General features: G+C 52.1%; 20 protein-coding genes and 2 pseudogenes. 14 read left to right on the forward strand and 8 right to left on the reverse strand.

Annotated features, from left to right (window positions below; translation table 11 throughout):
- Positions 1 to 46 precede the first annotated feature (46 nt).
- The gene (locus tag ASF13_RS15175) at positions 47 to 247 is read left to right on the forward strand and encodes a hypothetical protein (protein ID WP_056237838.1); all 201 of its coding nucleotides are present in this window, start codon (positions 47 to 49) and stop codon (positions 245 to 247) included.
- Between the two features lie 170 nt (positions 248 to 417).
- On the opposite strand, the gene ASF13_RS15180 is transcribed toward ASF13_RS15175, so the two are convergent.
- Positions 418 to 1,515: an alkene reductase gene (locus tag ASF13_RS15180; RefSeq protein WP_056237842.1), complete on the reverse strand. Its 1,098-nt coding sequence runs from the start codon at positions 1,513 to 1,515 to the stop codon at positions 418 to 420.
- Between the two features lie 119 nt (positions 1,516 to 1,634).
- Between ASF13_RS15180 and ASF13_RS15185 the strand changes: the two genes are divergently transcribed.
- A complete protein-coding gene (locus ASF13_RS15185; RefSeq protein WP_055773933.1) occupies positions 1,635 to 2,564 on the forward strand; it encodes a LysR family transcriptional regulator in 930 nt (309 codons plus the stop codon).
- Here ASF13_RS15185 and ASF13_RS23645 read toward each other — a convergent pair.
- Genes ASF13_RS23645 through ASF13_RS15200 form a run of 3 tightly spaced genes read right to left on the reverse strand, consistent with a single transcriptional unit; the run spans position 2,547 to position 5,499 of the window.
- On the reverse strand, positions 2,547 to 3,518 hold the full coding sequence (locus ASF13_RS23645) for a nuclear transport factor 2 family protein (RefSeq protein WP_072166390.1): 972 nt from the start codon (positions 3,516 to 3,518) through the stop codon (positions 2,547 to 2,549). The genes ASF13_RS15185 and ASF13_RS23645 overlap by 18 nt on opposite strands.
- A 14-nt stretch (positions 3,519 to 3,532) precedes the next feature.
- Entirely contained in the window at positions 3,533 to 4,513 is a 981-nt protein-coding gene (locus tag ASF13_RS15195) for a TIGR03571 family LLM class oxidoreductase (RefSeq protein WP_056237848.1), read from the reverse strand.
- A 56-nt stretch (positions 4,514 to 4,569) separates the two neighbouring features.
- Positions 4,570 to 5,499 carry an alpha/beta hydrolase gene (locus ASF13_RS15200; protein WP_056237849.1) on the reverse strand — a complete coding sequence of 310 codons (930 nt, stop codon included), beginning with the start codon at positions 5,497 to 5,499 and terminating at the stop codon, positions 4,570 to 4,572.
- Positions 5,500 to 5,620: 121 nt separating this feature from the next.
- Here ASF13_RS15200 and ASF13_RS15205 point away from each other — a divergent pair, with 121 nt between their 5' ends.
- On the forward strand, positions 5,621 to 6,529 hold the full coding sequence (locus ASF13_RS15205) for a LysR family transcriptional regulator (protein WP_056237851.1): 909 nt from the start codon (positions 5,621 to 5,623) through the stop codon (positions 6,527 to 6,529).
- A 217-nt stretch (positions 6,530 to 6,746) separates the two neighbouring features.
- On the opposite strand, the gene ASF13_RS15210 is transcribed toward ASF13_RS15205, so the two are convergent.
- From ASF13_RS15210 to ASF13_RS15220, 3 genes are all read right to left on the reverse strand, one after another.
- Positions 6,747 to 7,964, reverse strand: coding sequence for an MFS transporter (locus ASF13_RS15210; RefSeq protein WP_056237852.1), 1,218 nt, complete (start codon positions 7,962 to 7,964; stop codon positions 6,747 to 6,749).
- A 170-nt stretch (positions 7,965 to 8,134) separates the two neighbouring features.
- Positions 8,135 to 9,037, reverse strand: a complete 903-nt coding sequence (locus ASF13_RS15215; RefSeq protein WP_056237854.1) for a LysR family transcriptional regulator — start codon at positions 9,035 to 9,037, stop codon at positions 8,135 to 8,137.
- Positions 9,038 to 9,118: 81 nt separating this feature from the next.
- Positions 9,119 to 9,676 (reverse strand): recombinase family protein, encoded by a 558-nt coding sequence (locus ASF13_RS15220; protein ID WP_056237858.1) that lies wholly within the window; start codon positions 9,674 to 9,676, stop codon positions 9,119 to 9,121.
- Positions 9,677 to 9,834: 158 nt separating this feature from the next.
- On the opposite strand from ASF13_RS15220, the gene ASF13_RS15225 reads away from it, so the two are divergent.
- The 8 genes and pseudogenes from ASF13_RS15225 to ASF13_RS15250 all read left to right on the forward strand — a co-directional run bounded on the left by ASF13_RS15225 (position 9,835) and on the right by ASF13_RS15250 (position 16,872).
- On the forward strand, positions 9,835 to 12,843 hold the full coding sequence (locus ASF13_RS15225) for a Tn3 family transposase (protein ID WP_056237864.1): 3,009 nt from the start codon (positions 9,835 to 9,837) through the stop codon (positions 12,841 to 12,843).
- Positions 12,844 to 12,888: 45 nt separating this feature from the next.
- A complete protein-coding gene (locus ASF13_RS15230) occupies positions 12,889 to 14,475 on the forward strand; it encodes a M20/M25/M40 family metallo-hydrolase (protein ID WP_156365602.1) in 1,587 nt (528 codons plus the stop codon).
- A gap of 61 nt (positions 14,476 to 14,536) precedes the next feature.
- Entirely contained in the window at positions 14,537 to 14,776 is a 240-nt protein-coding gene (locus tag ASF13_RS15235) for a hypothetical protein (RefSeq protein WP_101505153.1), read from the forward strand.
- 376 nt (positions 14,777 to 15,152) lie between these two features.
- A pseudogene (locus tag ASF13_RS25240) lies at positions 15,153 to 15,245 on the forward strand (DUF5431 family protein); the annotation flags it as partial.
- Positions 15,214 to 15,372: a type I toxin-antitoxin system Hok family toxin gene (locus ASF13_RS15240; protein ID WP_056238442.1), complete on the forward strand. Its 159-nt coding sequence runs from the start codon at positions 15,214 to 15,216 to the stop codon at positions 15,370 to 15,372. The pseudogene ASF13_RS25240 and the gene ASF13_RS15240, both read left to right, overlap by 32 nt.
- A gap of 426 nt (positions 15,373 to 15,798) precedes the next feature.
- Positions 15,799 to 15,888 (forward strand): annotated as a pseudogene (locus ASF13_RS25245) (DUF5431 family protein); the annotation flags it as partial.
- Entirely contained in the window at positions 15,857 to 16,015 is a 159-nt protein-coding gene (locus ASF13_RS15245) for a type I toxin-antitoxin system Hok family toxin (protein ID WP_056237872.1), read from the forward strand. The pseudogene ASF13_RS25245 and the gene ASF13_RS15245, both read left to right, overlap by 32 nt.
- Before the next feature lie 494 nt (positions 16,016 to 16,509).
- Positions 16,510 to 16,872: a hypothetical protein gene (locus ASF13_RS15250; protein WP_072166392.1), complete on the forward strand. Its 363-nt coding sequence runs from the start codon at positions 16,510 to 16,512 to the stop codon at positions 16,870 to 16,872.
- A 138-nt stretch (positions 16,873 to 17,010) separates the two neighbouring features.
- On the opposite strand, the gene ASF13_RS15255 is transcribed toward ASF13_RS15250, so the two are convergent.
- On the reverse strand, positions 17,011 to 18,036 hold the full coding sequence (locus ASF13_RS15255) for a tyrosine-type recombinase/integrase (protein WP_056237876.1): 1,026 nt from the start codon (positions 18,034 to 18,036) through the stop codon (positions 17,011 to 17,013).
- An 846-nt stretch (positions 18,037 to 18,882) separates the two neighbouring features.
- Here ASF13_RS15255 and ASF13_RS15260 point away from each other — a divergent pair.
- Genes ASF13_RS15260 through ASF13_RS15270 form a run of 3 tightly spaced genes read left to right on the forward strand, consistent with a single transcriptional unit; the run spans position 18,883 to position 21,249 of the window.
- Positions 18,883 to 19,959, forward strand: a complete 1,077-nt coding sequence (locus tag ASF13_RS15260; protein ID WP_056237878.1) for an ABC transporter ATP-binding protein — start codon at positions 18,883 to 18,885, stop codon at positions 19,957 to 19,959.
- Complete coding sequence (locus ASF13_RS15265) at positions 19,952 to 20,581, forward strand: ABC transporter permease (RefSeq protein WP_056238444.1); 630 nt, start codon at positions 19,952 to 19,954, stop codon at positions 20,579 to 20,581. Before ASF13_RS15260 ends, ASF13_RS15265 begins: the two co-directional genes overlap by 8 nt.
- A complete protein-coding gene (locus tag ASF13_RS15270) occupies positions 20,581 to 21,249 on the forward strand; it encodes an ABC transporter permease (protein ID WP_056238450.1) in 669 nt (222 codons plus the stop codon). The genes ASF13_RS15265 and ASF13_RS15270 overlap by 1 nt, the downstream gene beginning before the upstream one ends.
- Positions 21,250 to 21,276: the final 27 nt, after the last annotated feature.

A 21,276-nucleotide genomic window follows, 5' to 3' on the forward strand; every position in this document is an offset into this window, starting at 1 on the left:
AAAATAATAAACTCATCATTTATTTAATCCTAAACGGAGCATCGCAGTGATCGTTGAAAACCCTGTTAAAACCTTACAGATGAACCAGATTCGAACCCAGATAATTGAGTGGGTGAAAGCGGATGAAGAGAAAATAGTCGACCTCTTTTCCCGACTGGTTCAGTGTGAAACCCCCAGCCCGCCGGGCGATACGCGGAAGGCGATGAAACTGGTTCAGGACTATCTGGATGCTGAGAATCTGTCATAGGGGTTCGAGGGTCAATGATGTAAAAAACCACGCTAACGAAGTAATTATATGAAATATAAGTATTTATTTGGCGGTTTCACTATTGATAGAATTCCTCCTCTCCGAATGGCTGAAAACCGGAGCTGTTTTAGGATCGGAGGCATTCCGGATACGTTCCAGCTTCTGGGAACTTAATCGACGTGATACGTGGGATAATCTATATAACCTGCATCTCGCCCGGTATAGAACGTATCCTTATCAGGAACAGCCATCGGCCATCCATTCTTCATGCGTTTAACGAGATCTGGATTGGCTATGAAAGGACGCCCAAATGCAATTAAGTCGGCAACCCCCTCTCTGAGTGCCATTTCTGCACGCGCCTGTGTATAGCTGCCCGCTACGATGAGGGTACCTTCGTAAGCCTTGCGAAACTTTGTAAGGAAGCCAGCAGGAATGGCCTGAGCTCCGAGAGATTCCTGATCGCTCAAATGTACATATGCGAGATGTCGACGACGCAGTTCGATACCTAAAGATAACCAGGTATCCTGCTCATCATCAAAGCCATGCATATCCTGCAGCCGGCCAAAGGGTGCAATACGGATACCTGTCAGATGACTCCCGATGGCTGCAGAGACGGCATCCACCGTTTCCAGCGTAAACCGCAGGCGATTGGCGATAGTACCACCATAACGATCTGTTCTGTCGTTAAGTCCACCATTGATAAATTGCTCGAAGATGTAGCCGTTAGCCGCGTGGATCTCCACACCGTCAAACCCCGCCTCGATAGCATTTTTAGCCGCCCGAACGAAATCCTGCGTCACCCGCGGGACTTCATCCGTTGCTAATGTGCGGGGCTGGCTGTGAAATACGCGTACAGACTGACAGTTATCACCGGGAATGTGAGTGGTGCAGCCTTCTGCAACGCGTGAGACGGAGCTGACCGGTGCCTGCCCATCAGGCTGGTGAGCAATGTGTGAGGAACGTCCTACGTGCCAAAGCTGGATGAATATTTTCCCACCCTGCGCATGTACTGCCTCAGTCACCTTTTTCCAGCCCTCTATCTGTTCGTCAGTGTAAATTCCCGGCGTGTAAGCCTGTCCACGGCCTTCCATTGAAACAGGTGAACCTTCGGAAACAATTAAACCTGCTGTTGCGCGCTGGCGATAGTAGGTGACCATACTGTCAGTGGGAATAAGATCATAGGCCCGCGAACGGGTCATTGGTGCCATAACCACACGATTATTAAGCCTTATTCCATTCATTGTATAGATATTCAGTAACTCGCTCATTCTGTCTCCTGAAGCCATTTCATGGTAAAAATCTGTTAGCAACGATCTTAACCTTATTTGAAGACCATGATTACCTGGGCAAAAAGCCCCTCAGTGTTGAGATAAAGGAACCAATATTTGTGACGGCACAACTCAATGGCGTACAGGAATTTACTGAAGTCGTCAGAAAAGGCAGTTTCGTTGCTGCTGCTGAGGGTTTAGGCGTGACGCGCTCTGCACTCAGCAAAAGCATCAAGCGTCTGGAAATTCGGCTGGGGGTTCGCTTACTCAACCGCAGTACGCGAAGCCTGTCGCTGACACCGGAAGGTGAGATCTATTTCAATCGCTGCACTGCTGCTCTGGATATGATTTCAGATGCCGAAAGCAGAATAGAGGCGGGAATAGTCGAGCCGTCTGGACTGATGCGGCTGACGGTTCCCGTGGCCTTTGGTCACCTTTTCATTATGCCCTTACTCAATATCATGGCGTTAAAATACCGGGCCCTGAATATCGAAGTTGATTTCAGCGATCGGGTTCGCGACCCGGCGACAGACGGCTTTGACCTCGCACTGAGGCTTGGCCCCCTGCCTGACTCAGCTGATTTGGTTGCCACACGCCTGGGCGAGCAAAGGCTTATCATTTGCGCCTCTGCGGGATATCTGGAACGAGCAGGCATCCCCATTGATCTTCGTGAGCTTTCATCACACAGATGCATTTCAGGGTTACCGTCAGACGGGCAAACTTACTGGCTAATCCGGGGCAAAGAGGGACACGTTGTAAGACACGTTGTTTCCTCAGCCTACCGTTTTAATAATGGTCAAGCCATGCTGGAGGCGGCTATTGCCGGATGTGGGGTGACGCAACTTCCGGACTGGTTATGCGGTGATGCCATCAAAAGGGGGCAGCTTCGTGCAATTCTACCCACATTTCAGGCACCGCCCACCCCCATTTCTGCAATGTGGCCCAGGACTCACACGGTCCTTCCTAAAGTGAGAGCCTTGATTGAAGAACTGAAAAAAGAGTTGCCGGCACGCTTGTCGAGCGCGCAGCGTTCATCTGTTGCGCGGTAATGCGGTATCAATACCGGATACATCATCTGTTGAAAGCCAGCCTGGATTATATTCGCTCCAGCATATTGACCATCGATTGTGAGAATCCTTTTCCATCCCAACGCGGTAATGCGCGCCGTAGATTTCGCGCCCCCCTGAGTCGTGCGTTCTCTCCGCGATGATCCGGCCTATTATCAGGATGGTCGAATGGCGATCGGGCTGGATACATACTTTCAGCGGTTCACCATAATGCTGCATCCAGGGCCACGGAAGCCGGAAGGCTTTCATGGCGGCAATAATATTCCGCCTCCCCGATATATAGCCCAGGGGGGTAAAGTTACCCGCGGCGTTTTCACTAAAACATGTGCTGAAAAGTGTGAAATCTGCCTGGTCCAGCGCCCACGCGTAGCGATACCAGGTATCGATCACATCCTGTTCGTCACTCGTAGCACGGTGGTTTTCTGGCACAATATGCCAGGGGGCATCAAGTTCACTGATAATGGCGACTGGCGGAAATCGCTGATGCCAGCCGGACTCTTCAGCCGGTAGCTGCCATCCCGATAACAACTGCCTTGCACCTGAGGTCCAGTTTATTTGGAGGTGAAGGGTATGGATCAAAGGTTGGGCTTCATCTGTGCCTGCCCTCATCACGACCGTCCCCCCAAACCGTACCTGGTTATGACGTCCGGAACCTGTGCGCGAAGCATGCCCGTGCAGGTATGCACTGGCGACGTAATCTTTATCGTTCCGTCGCTCAACGGTGTTTGTCAGCGTAACGGATACGTTGTCCAGGTCAGCAAAGTCATTTTGCAAAAGGGCGGTGACATTTTCACGGCCGGAAACTGATCCACGATGACTGCTGAATAATCTGACCGAGGGGTCCAGCCATTGGCTATTGTCGGAGCAAGCATTCCCTGACCAGGTTTCACAAAAACTAATCAGGCTCTGCACCGAAGAATGAAATGAACTGTTCATTTATTGTCCTGCCTTTATTCAGAAGGAAACTCGGGTAACACAAATTCTGCCATTTCAGCCATCACCTCGGCTGCGGGCCGTGTCAGCGGTTTCAGATTTAACGCAACGTGGTTTACTCCCTGCCGTTCCTGCTCCTTCCATAGCTTTATCAGCGCATTGCGGCCGACGGTGATGCCATTCATCAGTCTGCGAAGCGGCGCATCAGGGTTAGCATCGAGGTCAAAAAAGGTGGCATAACCATAAGGTCTGAAACGATTATCGTCGTAACCGCCACGCCAGAATTCAAGCAGTTCAGGGAGCGTTGAGAAGTCACTCAGATGCCATATCCATCCGTCGCTTTCCTCCGCTATCCAGCTCAGGTCCTGCCGTGCCCGTCCTACCACAATCATCGGAATGCGGGATTTAAACGGTTTAGGAATAAGATCAAGATTGCCTGAAAGCTTGCCGTAAAACGCCGTTTCTGCCACCGGGAAGGACGTCTCACTGACGGTTTTTATCAGACTAAACGCTTCCCGATAGCGTTCGGCACGGTTATCGTAATCGGCTCCAAACGCAGGGTATTCAACAGCGCGATCGCCGCTGGACAATCCCAGCAGAAGCCGCCCACCACTCAGCTGGTCCACCGAGGCTGCCTGCTTCGCCAATATAATCGGGTCCCGCAGGGGTAACACCATACCGGTAGTACCCAGCGTTATGCGTTTAGTTTGAGAGGCTAAAAATCCAAGGTAGACCATAGGATCCAGCATCTGTCCGGTGTCACCAAATCGCGGGTCATAAAAGGGCACATCTCTCATCCAGAGAGCGGAAAAACCGGCGTCATCAGCAAATTTTGCCAGCGCCTGATGATCCTGCAAAGTCGGGAAAGGCGAATCCGGATAACCTTCAAGTGGCATAATAAAGCCGAAGGTGAGGCGGCCCGGGCGGAATACGCGCTTATATGCGCTATGTGAGGCAAGATCCGGTGGATAAGTGAGTTGTGTCTGTAAATGGGTCATTTTCACTCCTGACGGGCGCAGTCTGTCGCGCACGTTATTTAGTTCATCACTGATGATTACTTCACTGCATCCCGCAGGGCCTGCTTCATAAAGGCGACGGAGCTCTCCAGAGCCTGCACCGCTTCTGGCTGCAGCGTGGAGAAGAAATGCCAGGCGTGGAACATACCCGGCCAGACCTCCAGATTTACGCGAACCCGGTTATCACCCAGATGAGTTGCGAGCCGCATCGCGTCGCTCAGCATCAGTTCATTCTCTCCAATCTGAACCAGCACCGGCGGCAGACCCGTCACATCCGCGAACACCGGTGATGCCATTGGGTGATTAGGTAACGCATCGCCCAGGAAGGTGCGTGCCAGGAAATCCAGACCGGCCTTGGTGTTCAGAGGATCAAGACCTTCCCGGTTGGTCATGGAGACGCCCGTATGCTCAAGGTTGGCCCATGGGGAAATGGATACACCGCCGGCCGGAAGTGGCAGGCCTTTATTACGTGCAGCTACCATAACGGTAACCACCATTGCTCCGCCCGCAGACTCTCCCGCCAGTAAGATTTTGCTGGCATCAAATCCCTGTTCAATCAACCACTCATACGCACGAACGGTATCGGTAACGGGCGTGGGGAAAGGATACTCCGGTGCCAGACGGTAATCCGGCATGTAAACCCGTGCGCCCAGCATGCTGGCGTAGTTACCACCAATGCCGTGATAGCCCGCCGGTTCACCAACAATGTAAGCACCGCCGTGGATGTACATAACGATGGCATCAGTTTCAAGGTTGTCGGGGGTTACCAGCGTTCCCGGCACGCCTCCCATGTCTACCTCAATAAAACTGACACCGGAAGGTGCAGGATTTTTAGCCAGCATACTGGTGTAGGCGTCACGTACCTCACTCATAGGCGTTACGGTATCCTCACCCGTAAGGATTGGACCCAGGCCGGCCAGGCTTTCTGACCATTCTTTTACGGCTTGTTTGGTTTGTTGATTCAGCATTTTTATTCCTGTTTGTATTTGCGTTAAAAAATAACAGGAGCCTATAATATATAAACATTTGGGGAATGTGTTTCCCGTATCAGGGTACGTTAAAGCCCGTATTAAAGGAGATAAATACAGCATGGAGATCAACAGCATTGGTGATATCGCTGCGTTCGTCGCGGCTGTAAAAGCCGGGAGTTACACCCACGCAGCGGGTTCCCTAGGGCTCACACGTTCTGCCATTGGCAAGAGTATTGTCAGGCTCGAAACGCGTATGGGTGTTCGTCTCCTTAACCGTACCACCCGGAGTCTGAGTCTGACTGATGAAGGGAGGGTCATGTTCGACCGTTGCCGACAGATACTGGATGACCTGGAAGAGGTCGATGCCGCCATGGCCATGCGCAGGGGGAAGCCAACGGGGACTCTCCGGCTGAGTGCGCCGCTTTCTTTTGGGCAGCGCCATATCCTTCCCATTCTGGATGTTTATCTGAAAAAGTGGCCGGAACTTCGTGCGGAGGTGTCCTTTAGCGACAGGTTTGTTGATCTTATTGAAGAAGGCTTTGATATTGCCATTCGCATCGGTGAACCCCGCGATGACTCGCGCATTCTTACCCGAACGATTGCTTCGCAGCACATTGTCACTTGTGCATCTCCCGAATATTTGTCCTCACGGGGCATTCCAGAAACGCCCGCAGACTTAACCAGGCATGACACTATTTTTCTTCTGAGTGCAGAAAAGAGACGCAGCTGGCGGTTTGCGACTCCGGAAGGCACTTTTGTGTATGAAGGACCCGGGCGGCTAAACCTCGACAGTTCGGAAGCCATGCGGGCATCGGCAATTTCCGGATTTGGTATAGTCCACTTACCTACCTATTTGCTTGGAGAAGATTTGCGTAGCGGTAAATTGATACCCGTGCTTGAGGACTATCCCTTCCCCCCTGAACCTGTTCGGATCATTTACCCCAGTAAACGACATTTATCCCCGCGCATTCGCGCCTTTATTGACCTGCTTGTTGAAAGCTGGGAGCAACGGTTACCCTGGGAATAATGCTCTGATAATAAACTCATTACTTTTAACCATATCCAGCTGTACAGGAACGGGAGATGACTCCAGGTTAAATTTATGCGGTGTCCCCAAACCTGAAGTATTCATAACCACGCCTTCAGTCTTCTTACAATTTGAGAGATCGGATTAGTTTTCTACACACAATTATCTGGGTCAGGCAGTTATAAGCTTAGATTATTAACTTCATCGTCAATAATATTTAGTTTTTTCTTATCCGCCCCGTAATATTCTGGCATCTTACCGCGAAATAAGCTGATAAAAAAATACACGTACTTAAAATACTGCACAGTATCAGATAGGCGTTGAGGGCTGTTTCCTGGGTAAAATGATCCATCATCACGCTCAGTGAAAACGGCAGCCAGTTACCCACGTAGCCCACAATGTAAAGCAGGTTTATCAGATGGTGTTGCTGACTCTGTCTGGCGACCATGTTAACGATAGTGGCAGCACCGACAAGTATTGCCCCATAGGCGAACCCTTCGAGCATCACAGATATGAAGAGAAGTGAAGGAGCTTTCGTGTGCACACTGCTGAGGGCCAGCAAAACCGCAGCAAGCTGGGCAACAACCCCAATTTTCAGCGACGAATAATGGTGCTTTTTCCTCATCACTATCTGGCTGATACCTGCAACCAGCAGGAATGCTGAAAGGGAATAGCTCACCAGCTGCACGCTGGCAACATTGAAATAGGAGCGCGCGAGGGTGGGCCCCTGGGACATAAACGTGGATGCCATCGCCCATGAAAGAAATATGGCCATGCAGCAGACGATGACGTCCCGGAAACAGAGCCCCCTGTAACTTTGAGCACCGACACTTTTCCGTTCAATGGTTACTGTCGTACAGTGCCTATTAATCACCAGACGACTGCGCCAGATCCCAAATATCGACATTACAAACAGAATAAAAAGAATTATGTATGGAGTCTTAAGTGCATAAAAACCACGATGTACGATTTCCCCCGTTATTAATGGACCAATAGCCTGTCCAAGGATCAACGAGGCAGAAGCCGTCAATGCCGCAGTGTTACTTACTTCCGTATCAAATAATTTAATCAGCGAGCGGTTAATATAGGCCATTAAAATACCTGACCCCAGACCGGTAACAAAACGGCCCAGGATAAGTATCATAAAGTTATCTGCAAACATCATCAGTAGTGATGACAGCAAAACGCAGGTCAGGCCAGCATAGAGAGGTCTTGTATACAGGCTAGTCCTGATATGAACTTTGGCAGTAAAAGCCAGCGCGAAAAGGACACCTGCCGCGTAGACGCCAAACACCGCCATTATTTGAGAAGCACTGAAGCCATATAAACTGATGTACACGGGATAGAGAGGAGTGGGAAGGCTGCTGCTCAGCATACCGGAAAAGAAAGCCAGGGCCAGTGCCATCCCTGCCCGTGATGTTTGTCTGTCTGACATAGTAATTTCTTCTTTCCTAAAAATGGATTCGTTCTGTAAAAATCCATAAAACAGTATCACGATCCGTTAGCGACGAGATTCGAGCAGCAGGAATACCCACTGTGACGTAGTTTCACAGTGGGTGTTCAAATATGATCTGAGGGACAAGTAGTAAGGGGCTGACTGAAAATTCAAACGCTCCAGGGATGAAGGGCTATCTGTTTTTCCATGAATTCAATAAAACAGCGGATGCGTGGGCTGAGATGCTGCCTTTTTGCGTAAATTATATAGAGCGGCTCTCTGACAGGAGACTGGAATGCCTTCAAAAGCGGGATTAATCTTCCTTCTCTGATATCCCGGTGAACGTGAAAGTCAGCCAGGCGGACGATACCTTCTCCCTGAATGGCCAGATCGCGCAGCAAATCGCCCTGCGACAGGGAGGCAACCGGTTTCACCGGGAATATGATGCTCTGATTGTCTTCGGCGAATACCCACTGGTTCCAGTGGCTATCGAAATTAAAGTGAAAACAGCGATGCTCCATCAACTCACGGGGATGGGAGGGTATGCCGTACCTGGTGATGTAGGCCGGCGAAGCGCAGGTAATCCACTGACTCTCACCGATACGACGGGCGATGCGGGAAGAACTCGCAAGTACACCACCATAAATGGCCAGATCCAGCCCTTTATTAAAATCATCCCGGTAAACCGGCCCCGTTTCAATATCAACGTTGAGGTCAGGGTAGGCGTCAATAAACTCGGGCAACCATGGAAGGATATGATAACGGGCAAAGGTAGTCATAGTACGGATTTTCAGCTGCCCGCTGACGCGTGATGGCATATCTTCAGCCAGTGAATCAGCCTCCGTCATTGCGTCAACGACTGCCCGGGCACTGTTAAGATAAACGTGTCCCTCTTCGGTCAGCGTTAACGTTCTCGTCCCGCGATGGAAGAGTCTTACCTGTAATCTCGCCTCCAGCCGGCTGATGAGTTTACTCATTGCTGAAGGCGTCAATCCGTTTGCCCGCGCGGCGGCAGAAAAGTTGCCGTATTCATACGCCCATATGAATGCAAGCAACTGATTATAATTATCCATTATGTCCCCGGTCATTTATGTGAAGATGTTTAGAGCTTCCGAGGCAGGAGCCAGAAAATTTTCATTTGAAGCGTCTGAACATCAGGAACGGCGCTGATGATTCTTCAACCGAAAGTAAGTTGCCCGTGAAATGCCGGTTTTCTCCATCACCAGCTTAATGGGAGTATCAAGGTGAATAAGTTCCAGAGCCATTCCCGACCCTTGATGAGGTTTTCGCCCAAACTTAACCCCTGCCGCCATAGCGACCACTCTGCCCTCGTTGGTACGCTCTAATATTCGTTCGCGTTCAGCCTCTGCAACGGCGGCCAGGATCTGAATAACCATTTTACCCATCGTTCCTTCAGTACTCAGCCCATTCTCCAGAAACCTGATGGCTATCCCTTTTTTATAACATGTGTCGACGATTTTGATCATGTCAGAGGTATTACGGCCCAGTCGGTCCATTTTGGTACAGAGGATAATGTCCTCCTGTTCAGCCCGAGCCAGCAGACGTTGCAGTCCTTCGCGCTCGTCCGTAGCTCCCGACATCATGTCCGTAAAAATGCGATCTTCCCTCACCCCGGAAGATTTCAGCTCAGAAATTTGCGCCGTCAGTTTCTGATGGCTGGTTGATACTCTCGCATATCCCAGTAATGCCATATTGGTCTCATAAATCGATATTGATACTGTTTAGTATCATAAAGCATAAATCACGATTTTTGATACTTAATGCCGGGCCGATTTTAGCAGTCTCAAAACTTATAATATTTGAGACGGTTAAAAAAAGAACAGAACTCCCGTTTACGAAAGGATGCGCAATGAGTGATGACTTTCTTACCAGCGAACAGACAGAAAACTACGGTCGTTATGTGGCAGACCCAAATGAGGTTCAGCTGGCTCGGTATTTTCATCTGGATGAGCGTGACCTTGCTTTTATTAATCAGCGACGGGGAAAACATAACCGGCTGGGGATTGCACTTCAGCTGACTACGGCGCGCTTTCTGGGAACGTTTCCTCCTGAACCCCTTCAAATTCCCTCATTCATCCGTTTTTACATTGCGGCACAGTTGAACATCAGCCGACCAGAGATCCTTTCCCGGTATGCTGAAAGAGAAAATACCCGCTGGGAGCATCAGGGGCTTATCAAGCTCTATTATGATTATCATGATTTTGGTGATTTCCCCTGGTCATTCAGACTGAAGCGTTTGCTCTATACTCGCGCCTGGCTCAGCAATGAGCGTCCAGGTCTGCTGTTTGATTTTGCTACCGCATGGTTGCTGCAAAATAAGATCCTGCTACCCGCACCCTCGACTCTGACAAGGCTGATTGGCGAAGTACGCGAACGGGCAAGTCGACGATTATGGCGAAGGCTGGCTTTGTTGCCTGACAGCTGGCAGAAAACACAACTGGACGGTTTACTTGAAATACCTGAAGGGCAGCGTATATCGGTGCTGGAGGAGATGCGAAAAGGTCCTGTCACTATCAGTGGGCCGTCATTTACAGACGCCCTGGAGCGATATACCCGGCTGCGTAGCATGGAGTTTTCCCGGCTGAATTTCTCCGGCCTGCCTGCCATCCAGCTGCGGAATTTGGCCCGTTATGCCGGAATGGCTTCGGTGAAATACATTTCAAGAATGCCTGACGAACGGCGACTGGCCGTGCTTACTGCGTTTGTGAAAGCACAGGAAATTTCGGCGCTTGACGAGGCCGTGGATGTGCTGGATATGCTTATTCTGGATATCACGCGTTCTGCAAAAAATATCGGGCAGAAAAAGCGGCTCAGGACCCTGAAAGATCTTGATCGTGCCGCGCTATTACTGGCACGGGCATGCACGTTATTACTTGATGAGAACACCGATGAAGCAGCTCTTCGGCAGGCTATTTTTCGCCGCATACCAAAGGACAAACTGGCTGAATCCGTCGGCAAGGTAAATGAGCTGGCGCGCCCGCAGGATACTCATTTTCAGGATGAAATGGTGGAACAATATGGACGGGTGAAGCGCTTCCTGTCCGCGATGTTGCGTGACTTACACTTTCAGGCCGCCCCGGCCGGGGAGCACACGTTGTCAGCAATCCATTATCTGGCCGAACTGAGTGGCTCAAAAAAGCGAATTCTCGACGATGCACCAGAGCAAATCATTTCCGGCCCCTGGAAACGTCTGGTCTACGACAGAGATGGCAGGATTCTACGAGCGGGTTACTCGCTGTGTCTTCTCGAGCGCCTTCAGGATTCTTTGCGCCGTCGTGATCTCTGGCTGGAGAACAGTGACCGGTGGGGGGACCCGCGTCAAAAATTGCTTCAGGGAGCTGAATGGCAGGCACAACGCATCCCGGTATGTCGGGCGCTGGGTCATCCATCAGACGGAACTAAAGCAGCAGAACAACTGGCTACGCGGCTTGATGACACATGGAAATCAGTGGCTTCACGTTTTGCCTGCAACGCAGTGGTCAGCATAAGCAATGAAGGTAAGCATCCCTCACTGACGATTAGCAGTCTGGATAAACTGGATGAGCCACCGGCACTGATACAATTGAATCGTCGGGTAAGAGAACTGATCCCTCCGGTTGATCTGACTGAGCTGTTGCTTGAAATAGATGCCCGAACCGGTTTTACCCGCGAATTCAGCCACGTCAGTGAATCAGGTGCCCGGGCGCAGGATCTCCAGGTCAGTCTGTGCGCAACACTGCTGGCAGAAGCCTGCAATATAGGGCATGAACCCCTGATAAAGCATAATATTCCCGCGCTTACTCGCCATCGTCTGAGCTGGGTTAAACAAAATTATCTCAGGGCAGAAACGCTGGTCAGCGCTAATGCACGGCTGGTTGATTTTCAGTCCACGCTGCCGCTCGCGGGGTACTGGGGAGGTGGTGAGGTTGCCTCCGCAGATGGTATGCGTTTTGTCACACCGGTTAAAACGGTTAATTCCGGACCAAATCGTAAATACTTTGGTTCAGGACGCGGTATCACCTGGTACAACTTCGTCTCCGATCAGTACTCCGGTTTCCATGGCATTGTCGTTCCCGGTACGCTTCGTGATTCCATCTTTGTACTGGAAGGGCTTCTGGAGCAGCAGACCGGGCTGAATCCGGTAGAAATTATGACGGACACGGCAGGATCCAGCGATATCATTTTTGGCCTGTTCTGGTTACTGGGCTACCAGTTTTCCCCTCGTCTGGCCGATGCAGGCGGGGCGATATTCTGGCGGGCAGATAAAACGGCACATTATGGTGCCCTGAATGAGCTGGCCCGGGGATGTGTTGAACTGTCAAAAATAGAATCCCAATGGGATGAAATGATGCGAATGGCGGGCTCACTGAAGCTTGGGACCATCCATGCATCAGAGCTTATTCGTTCACTGTTGAGAAGTAGCCGACCATCTGGTCTGGCTCAGGCGATTATGGAAGTGGGCCGGGTCAACAAGACGTTGTATCTTCTCAACTATATCGATGATGAGGATTACCGGCGTCGGATCCTCACTCAGCTCAACCGGGGAGAAGGACGCCATGCAGTGGCTCGAGCCATTTGCTACGGACAACGTGGTGAAATTAGAAAACGCTACCGTGAAGGGCAGGAAGATCAACTCGGTGCTCTGGGTCTGGTGACCAATGCGGTTGTGCTGTGGAACACACTTTACATGCAGGAGGCGTTGTCACATCTTCGCAAATCGGGGGAAACACCTGAAGAGGAGCATCTGGCAAGATTATCGCCGCTGATACATGGCCATATAAATATGCTGGGGCATTATACGTTTTCGTTACCGGAAGATATTCTGAAGGGCGAGTTAAGACCGTTAAATTTCAATATAAACAATGAATTAACCTCTTAGCGTGGTTTTTTACATCATTGGACCTCGAACCCCTCATACAAGAACGTGGATTACAGCGAAACCATGCCTAATTTGCTCTCTTCCGTACAGATGCATCAGGAAGGTCGTCATCTGATGCTAAATGGCCACCTTGATGTCTTACCTGCGGGTAATGAACCGGGCTGGACGGATTCACCCTGGAGCGGAAAGATCCAGGATGGTCGGGTCTGGGGTCGGGGCACATCTGACATGAAAGCCGGCGTCACAGCGCTCATGTTTGCCTGTACGTATCTGAACAGGCTCCGTTGCCAGCTCAGCGGAAAGCTTTCACTTAGCCTTGTCTCCGATGAGGAAACCGGTTACGGGCGCGGTACGGGGTATATGTTTGAGCAGATAGAAAGCGAGATGGAAGCCGATTGCGTTCTGACCACCGAGCCTTCAGGCCCGCAAGCCATCTGCTTTTCATCCAAAGGTTACCTGCACTTTGCTGTACGTGTTACCACCCGGGGATCTATTTCCGGCTATCCGAACGAAAGTGCCAGCGCGGTGCGTATCGCCGTTGATATCATCCGGGATCTTGACGAGCTGGAGATGCTGCCGGTTCAGTTGCCGGATGCCCTCACCCGACTTCTCGCCGATCCTGACTGGTGCAAGCGCCACGATGAGCTTATGGGGAAAGGTGCGGCCGCACTCCAGCCCCTGATAACCGTGAATATCGGCACAATTAATGACGGAACGTCTGCCAGCGTTATTTCTCCCGATTGCCTGTTTTCTGTGTCGGTGGTGATTCCGGTCGGCGCCGATCCCTATCCGGTTCTGGCTAAAGCACAGGAAATAGTAGGCCGTTATCCTGAAGCCGAACTTATTTTTGAAGGGATTGACTCAGCCGATGTATCGGCACCGGACGGTGAGCTGGCCGTGATCCTGCAGGATACGGTGGAGAGCCTGGGACACGTACGTCCGGAATTTACCCCTGCAATCGCGATATCAGACTGCCGTTACTGGCGCTATCGTGGTACACCTGCGTACTGGTATGGCGTCGATGGCCCGGACTGCAGTGCAGCCAATGAGTCCGTCGCGATCGACGAACTTTTGCATGTCGTTCGCACCATTACCATAGCGGTGGCTCAGTATCTGCTGCGCGACGAGCTGGAAGTAAACGAAGCTCCGGCCACGGCTCCTCAGTTCCGCGAGCTATCTCCGGAGCTGAAGACCTTGCCATCGCGCCGCGTTGCCCGTATTTCACAACAGCTGAAAAGTTTCGGGGAGATTGAAACTGCTGCAGGCCCGATGTTCGACTCTCTGTATGCGAACCTGGTACAGGCCGGTATCGCTGTCGGATCCGATTCCATACTGACCTATGAAATGGCGAAAGGCGGCATACTGGTTTCAGCGGCGTTTCCGGTTAACTCTGAAGCCCTTTCAACGGCAGATTTTGACGTCGTGGATTTACCCGCCATTGAAACCGTCGCAGCGGTTGTGCACCGTGGGGATCCGGCAAAGGCGGATGCCACCTGGAAAGGGCTGCGTCGCTGGGCTCACGCACAGGGTTGCCGCATGAAAGAGCAGTACCGCGAAGTGTATGTCGTGGGTGCGCCTAATCCGGTTAATCTGTGTGCCACAGAAATGTATCAGACCGTTAAACCACGCTAACGCCAGACGACATTCCGTTGCGGAATGTCGTTTTCATTGGCAATCATGCTGAATGCCCCGGATGAAAAAGCCGGCATGGTTGTCAGGTGAAGGCACCCTCGACAGTCTTGATGAGGCATTACGTTTTGCCGGAACCCAAAATCAGCAACAGGCTGATGTGATTGTGAGTCTGGCCCGTGCCGCATTTGATAACGCTTACGTCAGTGTACTGATATGTGCAACGGCTTTACTGATTATCTGCACTCTGCTTGTCGGTTATGTATTTCGCCAGAAAAAAACGATTTCGCCGGAGTTGCGATAATCCATATCTGACCGACTGAAAGGGTTATCACAGATTAGTCTGTCAGATGGTGGGCGGATCAGAATGGACATTGCGCGTGGCGTGCTGATCTATGGAAAATACCGGCCATAACGCACCGTCGATATCAGACTGAACAAAATTGCTATTTCAGGCGGCCCACGGCGAAGATGCGTTGGCCGGCCGTAAAGCATTAGGGGATATCCGGAGTTATTTGGATATTTTACTATTATGATTCCGGATGCGGGTAAATAAAGCGGCGGTATAATAGACGCGGCGCTTGAGGCTTCTGCCTCATGTTGTCGGCAGCAGTACTGAAGTTTGTGAGGCAGAAAGCAGAAAAGCCCCGAAAGTTAATTTTCATTAACCCCCGAGGCCCCTGCATGCACAAGAACATCAGGATAGCCTCTTACCCGCCGCAAGGCAAGGAGAAGAAGGCCATGAAACTGCCGCGAAGTCCCGTGATCTGGTGTCTGTCCGTCGTGTGTATCACACTGCTGATCTTCACTTTTCTGACGCGAAAATCGCTGTGTGAAATTCGCTACAGAGACGAGTATCGGGAGGTGGCGGCATTTCTGGCCTGCGACGCCGGTAAGTAGCAATCTGAAGGCGGGTAACCCGCCTTTTCAAGTAACTGATGGACTCGGGCACCACGAGCGCTTTTACAAAGAGCCTTTCGGGAAACCGAAGGGCTCTTTTTCTTACTTATATGGCTAAAATCTTTGCTGGCAGGACTCTCTCAGAATGTCGCCATCTGCATAGGGAAATAGTGCTGAATCACAGGATGTGACATCCCGCAACCTGCTGAAGATGTATTTATAAATAGCTTAGGCGTAAAGGTAATATCAGGAGTCATTTGGATATTTTACTATTATGATTCCGGATGCAGGTGAATAAAGCGGCGGTATAATAGACGCGGCGCTTGAGGCTTCTGCCTCATGTTGTCGGCAGCAGTGCTGAACGTTGGTGAGGCAGAAAGCAGAAAAGCCCCGAAAGTTAATTTCCATTAACCCCCGAGGCCCTGCATGCAAGAGAACATTCAGGATAGCCTCTTACCCGCCGCAAGGCAAGGAGAAGAAGGCCATGAAACTGCCGCGAAGTCCCGTGATCTGGTGCATATCCGTCGTGTGTTTAACGCTGCTGATATTCACTTTTCTGACGCGAAAGTCGCTGTGTGAAATTCGTTACAGAGACGAGTATCGGGAGGTAGCGGCATTTCTGGCCTGCGACGCCGGTAAGTAGCAATCTGAAGGCGGGGTAACCCGCCTATTCAGATAACTGATGGACTCGGGCACCACGAGCGCTTTTACAAGGAGCCTTTCGGGAAACCGAAGGGCTCTTTTTCTTATTAGTATGGCCAACATATTTTTCGCAGGACTTTCTCCTGGAAGAGCTATTTAAAGATTTCGTTGGTAGCCGGATAGATAATTTGACTTATGGAGCGAAAAACTACAGTTACTCTTCTAAATTATTTCAGAAGGTAATAATGAGCTCGTAAGGGTCCTGTTGGGTCTAAATTGACTCATGGATGGATCCTGTGCGTGGTTTATAGGAATATTCTTATTTAAAAGTAATTTAACTGAAGGTTTTCGACTTCCGTGATTTCATTTTTTCGCCCCAAATGACCTAACTTTCGTGTGAAAGGGATAGTAGTCATTTAAATCGTGAAAAGGCCTGTTACTTGCGTTAATATCATTTCGAAATTTTAATATGGGATTTACTTTCGGGACGTTATCATGAATAAGAAAATTATTATCGCTCTTGTCTTCTCTGCATCGATGCTAAGTGGCTGTTCAGCCCTTGATTATAAGTCTGGAACTCAGGTTTCTGCGCAACAGATGGCACAGTTCCAAAAGGGAAAAACGACGCAGGATCAAGTAGTACAGGCGATTGGCAACCCACCTAAAAAAGCGGAAGTGAACGGCAAAGAGATCTGGACTTATAACTACACTAAAATTGCCGGCCTGCCGCTGATGCCTAACGTTAATGAAAGCGCAATTTTTGAATGGTCGAAAAAAGGCGAGCTGTTAAATGCTTATAAAAGCGGTGGTTCACAGGGTGAATCAGATAACCCGTTATTGAGTGCTGCAGGCTTGTAATAGCTGAACAGCCCGTCAGCAACGGCAGAAAAGCCCGCTCTGTGTAAGGCGGGCTGATATAGTTAACCTGTTGGCATATTTGCTTTAAGCTGAGCTGACAAGTACGAGTCCTGTAGCGATCACAATAATATATCGGTATTACTGCATCTCCATAAAGTCCACCATCGCCCCTTTGTGCGCATCAACGTTACGAATATAGCGCATTAACGTTTCCGGTTTTTTCCAGGTTCCTTCCTGCATAATCTGCGCCACCGAATAGCCTTTACCGGCCAGATCCTGGGCGGCACCGACGCGGGCGCTGTGCCCGCTCCAGCCCTGGTAACGGCCTTTGTTCGCCGGTGCCGGGGTGGCAGGGCCGGCTTCCCGCCACGCCTGGCTGAAGATGGCTTCCAGCGCGGGCAGGCTCAGCGGGCGCTCGGTAGCGATCGTCACCTTATTCGAGCGATGTACCGGGCAGAAGATAAAGGCATCCGGCTCGGCGGCCAGCCCGGATCGCGTTAGCCATTCGCTTAAGCGACGGGATGAGGCGCTGCTGAGCGCTTTGATCAGTCCGCCGGTTTGTACGATGGTTTTGGTCCAGGCCACGTCGAGAATGATTCTCCCGTCCGCCGCGCGGCTGATATCGCGCACCCGCAGGCGGGCCAGTTCGCTGACGCGCAGCAGGGTATTGTAGGCAAGATGCAGAAAGGCCAGGTTCCTGACCTGCTGCAACTGCGTCGACCCGGCCCAGCACCTGTCAATAATTTGCAGATCGGTCATCTTAAACGGCACCGCCTGGCCGGTACGCTCGCCGGATACGACGGCGCTGCGGTTAATCTTCTTTATCGTACGAAAGACCAGCGGTGACGTAGTCGGCGCCACCAGACCAGCGTTACGGTGTAACGTCGCCAGCAGCGCAGCGTGGGTGGCGACGGTGGAGGACGCACGTCCGCCGGCCTGTAGCCAGTTAAGATAGTCACGCAGGTCGGTGGAAGACATCGGGAAAAATTGCCGGCCGTTCTGCTCCGCCCAGCGCAGGCTGATGCGCATCACGCTCATCAGCTGCCGCCAGGTATTCGGCGAGAAGGCGTCCTTATCTTCCACAAAGGCTTCCAGCCGGGCACGCAGATCGTCGCCGGGCAGGGTGGTCAGAAAATGACTCTCTTTCGCTACAATATTGCTCATATTGGGCGTTATAACCTCAATGTAAAACGAGATCGCGCTACGTGAATTCTGCGAAATTAACAGGGTGGTTACCCTGCAGATTTCACGTAGCGTTGTCAGAGTGTGCGGGCCAGTTAAGCCCGCTTTCTACTATCGGCCGGAAAAGGCTGCTGGTAAACGCTAGCGTTACCAGGCGGCTATTGCGGAGTCAATCGGTGATCCCAGCCAGATCGTTACCGGATCCTATAGTACCTGGAATTCTGACCGCTGTCCTGACTTTATATAATGCCAATTATATAAAGTCAGAGGCTTTCAGAGCCGATCGTTATCGCCGCTGATGGGTAAGACCGTTTTACCGCTCTGTGAGTAACTGCTTCACGGGCAGCCGGCTGTCAGCGTGGAAAAATTTTTCTTTGAGCGGGTTAATTATGCGTCGAATGAGCTACGCGATCGGATGTGCGTTCAATAAGCGATCGTTACCGATTGTGATAAAGCCACAGGGGAGGTAAAACCCGCGAAACCGCTCCTGAACGAAGCCAGGTCAGGCTTTTCAAAACTGAATCTGGTTGTAAACTGTACCGACATTACCAGCGTAAGGGCAGGAAAAATATAGCCCTCTTCCCGTTCATAGTCAGTAGTAAAATCAGCGTGATAGCTGTTTTTTCCGTCGATTAATAACCAAACCCACCAGGTTATATTATAATTAATTCCGTTAATCTTAGTGTTATTTATGAATTCTATTCCCGGATGTTGAATTTGTGATGAATATCGGCCATGCCATACTGCTGGCAGGGAAATTTTAAAAAATAAGTGTGAGCCTGCCGAAAAGCATGTGACCGCGCGGTATCGCTGAAATGCTGAGGCATTATGATTCGACTGGAAAATATCACCAAGACCTATCCCGGCAATGCCCGACACGCCATCAACTCACTGAATATTAACATCAATCAGGGTGAAATTTGCACCTTTGTCGGCCCCAGCGGCTGCGGCAAAACCACTACGCTGCGGATGATCAACCGCCTCGACGTTCCGGACGGTGGCGAAGTCTATATTCAGGGGGAGCCGCTTTCAACGGCGGATATTATTCAGGTACGACGTAAAATCGGCTTTGTGATGCAAAGCCCGGCGCTGTTTCCCCACCGCACGGTGGCGGAGAATATCGCCACCGTGCCGCGGCTGCTGAAATGGGATAAGCGCGCCATCAGCCGCCGTATTGACGAGCTGGTGACGCTGATGTCGCTGGATCCGCTGCTGCTGAAACGTTATCCCCATCAGCTCTCCGGCGGCCAGCAGAGCCGCGTCTCCATTGCCCGCGCGCTGGCCGCCGATCCGCCGATTCTGCTGATGGATGAACCCTTTGCGGCGATCGACCCGGTGGTGCGGGTAAAACTGCAGGAAGAGCTGCTGGCGCTGCAGGCCCGCCTGCACAAAACCATTATCCTGGTCACCCACGATATCAACGAAGCCATTCGTCTGGGCGACCGCATCGCCATCTTTCAGGAAGGCGGCATCCTCGCGCAGTTTGCTACCCCGGACCAGATCCTGTCGCACCCGGCCAGCGATTTCGTGCGCAACTTTATCGGGCCGGAGCCGGCGCTCAAGCGGCTGGGCAGGCTGCGGGTCGGCGATCTGCCGCGCCATGATGTTACGCTGATCGACGCTGACGGACGGCGGCTCCCCGCCGAGTTCCCGCTGCTGACCGCGCAGCAGGTGCTGGTGCTCGACGGCGATCGCCGTCCGCTGCGCTGGCAGGACAGCGATGAGCCGGCGTCGCTGCGGCTGGTGCGCGATGAGCAGTCGCTGCTGCACGCCTATAACGATCTGCTCAGCGCGCCGCAGGGGGTGCTGGTAAGGGTTACCGAAGAGGGCCGCTACGCCGGGGTGCTCGACAGCAGCCTGCTGAGCGCCGCGCTGCAGCAACATACGGGTGGCCGGCATGATTGAGTGGCAATGGATCGCCGACAACGCCGCGATGATCGGTCAGCTGTTCCTCGAACATCTGCAGATGGTGGCGCTGTCGCTGACGCTGGGCACGCTGTTGACGGCGCTGATGCTGCTGGTCTGCATTCACTGGCCGTCGCTCGCCGCGCCGCTGATATCGGTCAGCGGCGTGCTGTTTACCATCCCCTCGCTGGCGATGTTTATCCTGCTGCTGCCGTGGACCGGGCTTTCCGTCACCACGGCGGTGATCGGGCTGACGCTCTACTCCCTGCTGATCCTGATGCGTAACGTGCTGGCGGGGATGCAAAAACTGCCGGAGGATATTCTTGAGTCGGCGCGCGCGCTGGGCTACACCCGCTTTGGCCGCTTTATTGAAATCGAAATTTTTCTGATCCTGCCATCGCTGTTTGCCGGGCTGCGGATTGCCGCGGTGACGCTGGTCGGGCTGGTGATCGTCACCGCGCTGATCGGCCAGGGCGGGCTGGGGCAGCTGATGATCGTCGGTTTTAACCAAAACTTCCTGACGCCAATTCTGCTCAGCCTGTGCCTGAGCCTGCTGCTGTCGCTGGCGCTTGACCTGCTGATCACCCGCATCGGCTATCATTTAACCGGATGGACGCGCTGATGACGGTGATTATTGATACCTGGCACTGGTTCCTGCAGGGGGCGCACTGGAGCGGCGACCTCGGCATCTGGCAGCGGCTGGGGCAACATCTTTACTACGTGCTGGTCAGCCTGATTATCGCCGCCCTGATCGCCCAGCCGCTGGGCATCCTTTTTGGCTATCTGCAGCGCGGTGCGTTTCTGGCGATCAACCTGTTCAATATCGGCCAGGCCTTCCCGTCGCTGGGCATTATTTTACTGTGCATCATGCTGTTTGGCTTTAACGACGTGCCGGTGTTTATCGCCCTCGTCGCGCTGGCCATACCACCGATGCTGACCAACACCTTTGTCGGCATCAGCCAGGCCGACCGAACCCTTCACGACGCTGCGAAAGCAATGGGCATGACCCCGCTGCAGGCACTGCTGAAGGTACGCATACCGCTGGCGATGCCGCTGATTTTTGCCGGCGTCCGTACCTCGCTGTTACAGCTGATCGCCACCGCCGTCGTCGCCGCCTATGCCGGACTGGACGGCTTAGGCCGCTTTTTGATTGATGGCCTCGGCCAGCGTGATTTTCCGCAGGTGATTGCCGGTTCGCTGGTGGTCTCGCTGCTGGCCGTTGGCTGTGAGCTGCTGATGTCGTTGATAGCCCGGCGCTGGTTTGCCCTTACGCTGCCCGCCGCCCGTTAACTCCCCCGCGTAGTCGCTACGCATTAT

The organism is Erwinia sp. Leaf53, from assembly GCF_001422605.1.
In the GTDB taxonomy this organism is placed as follows: Bacteria; Pseudomonadota; Gammaproteobacteria; order Enterobacterales; family Enterobacteriaceae; genus Erwinia.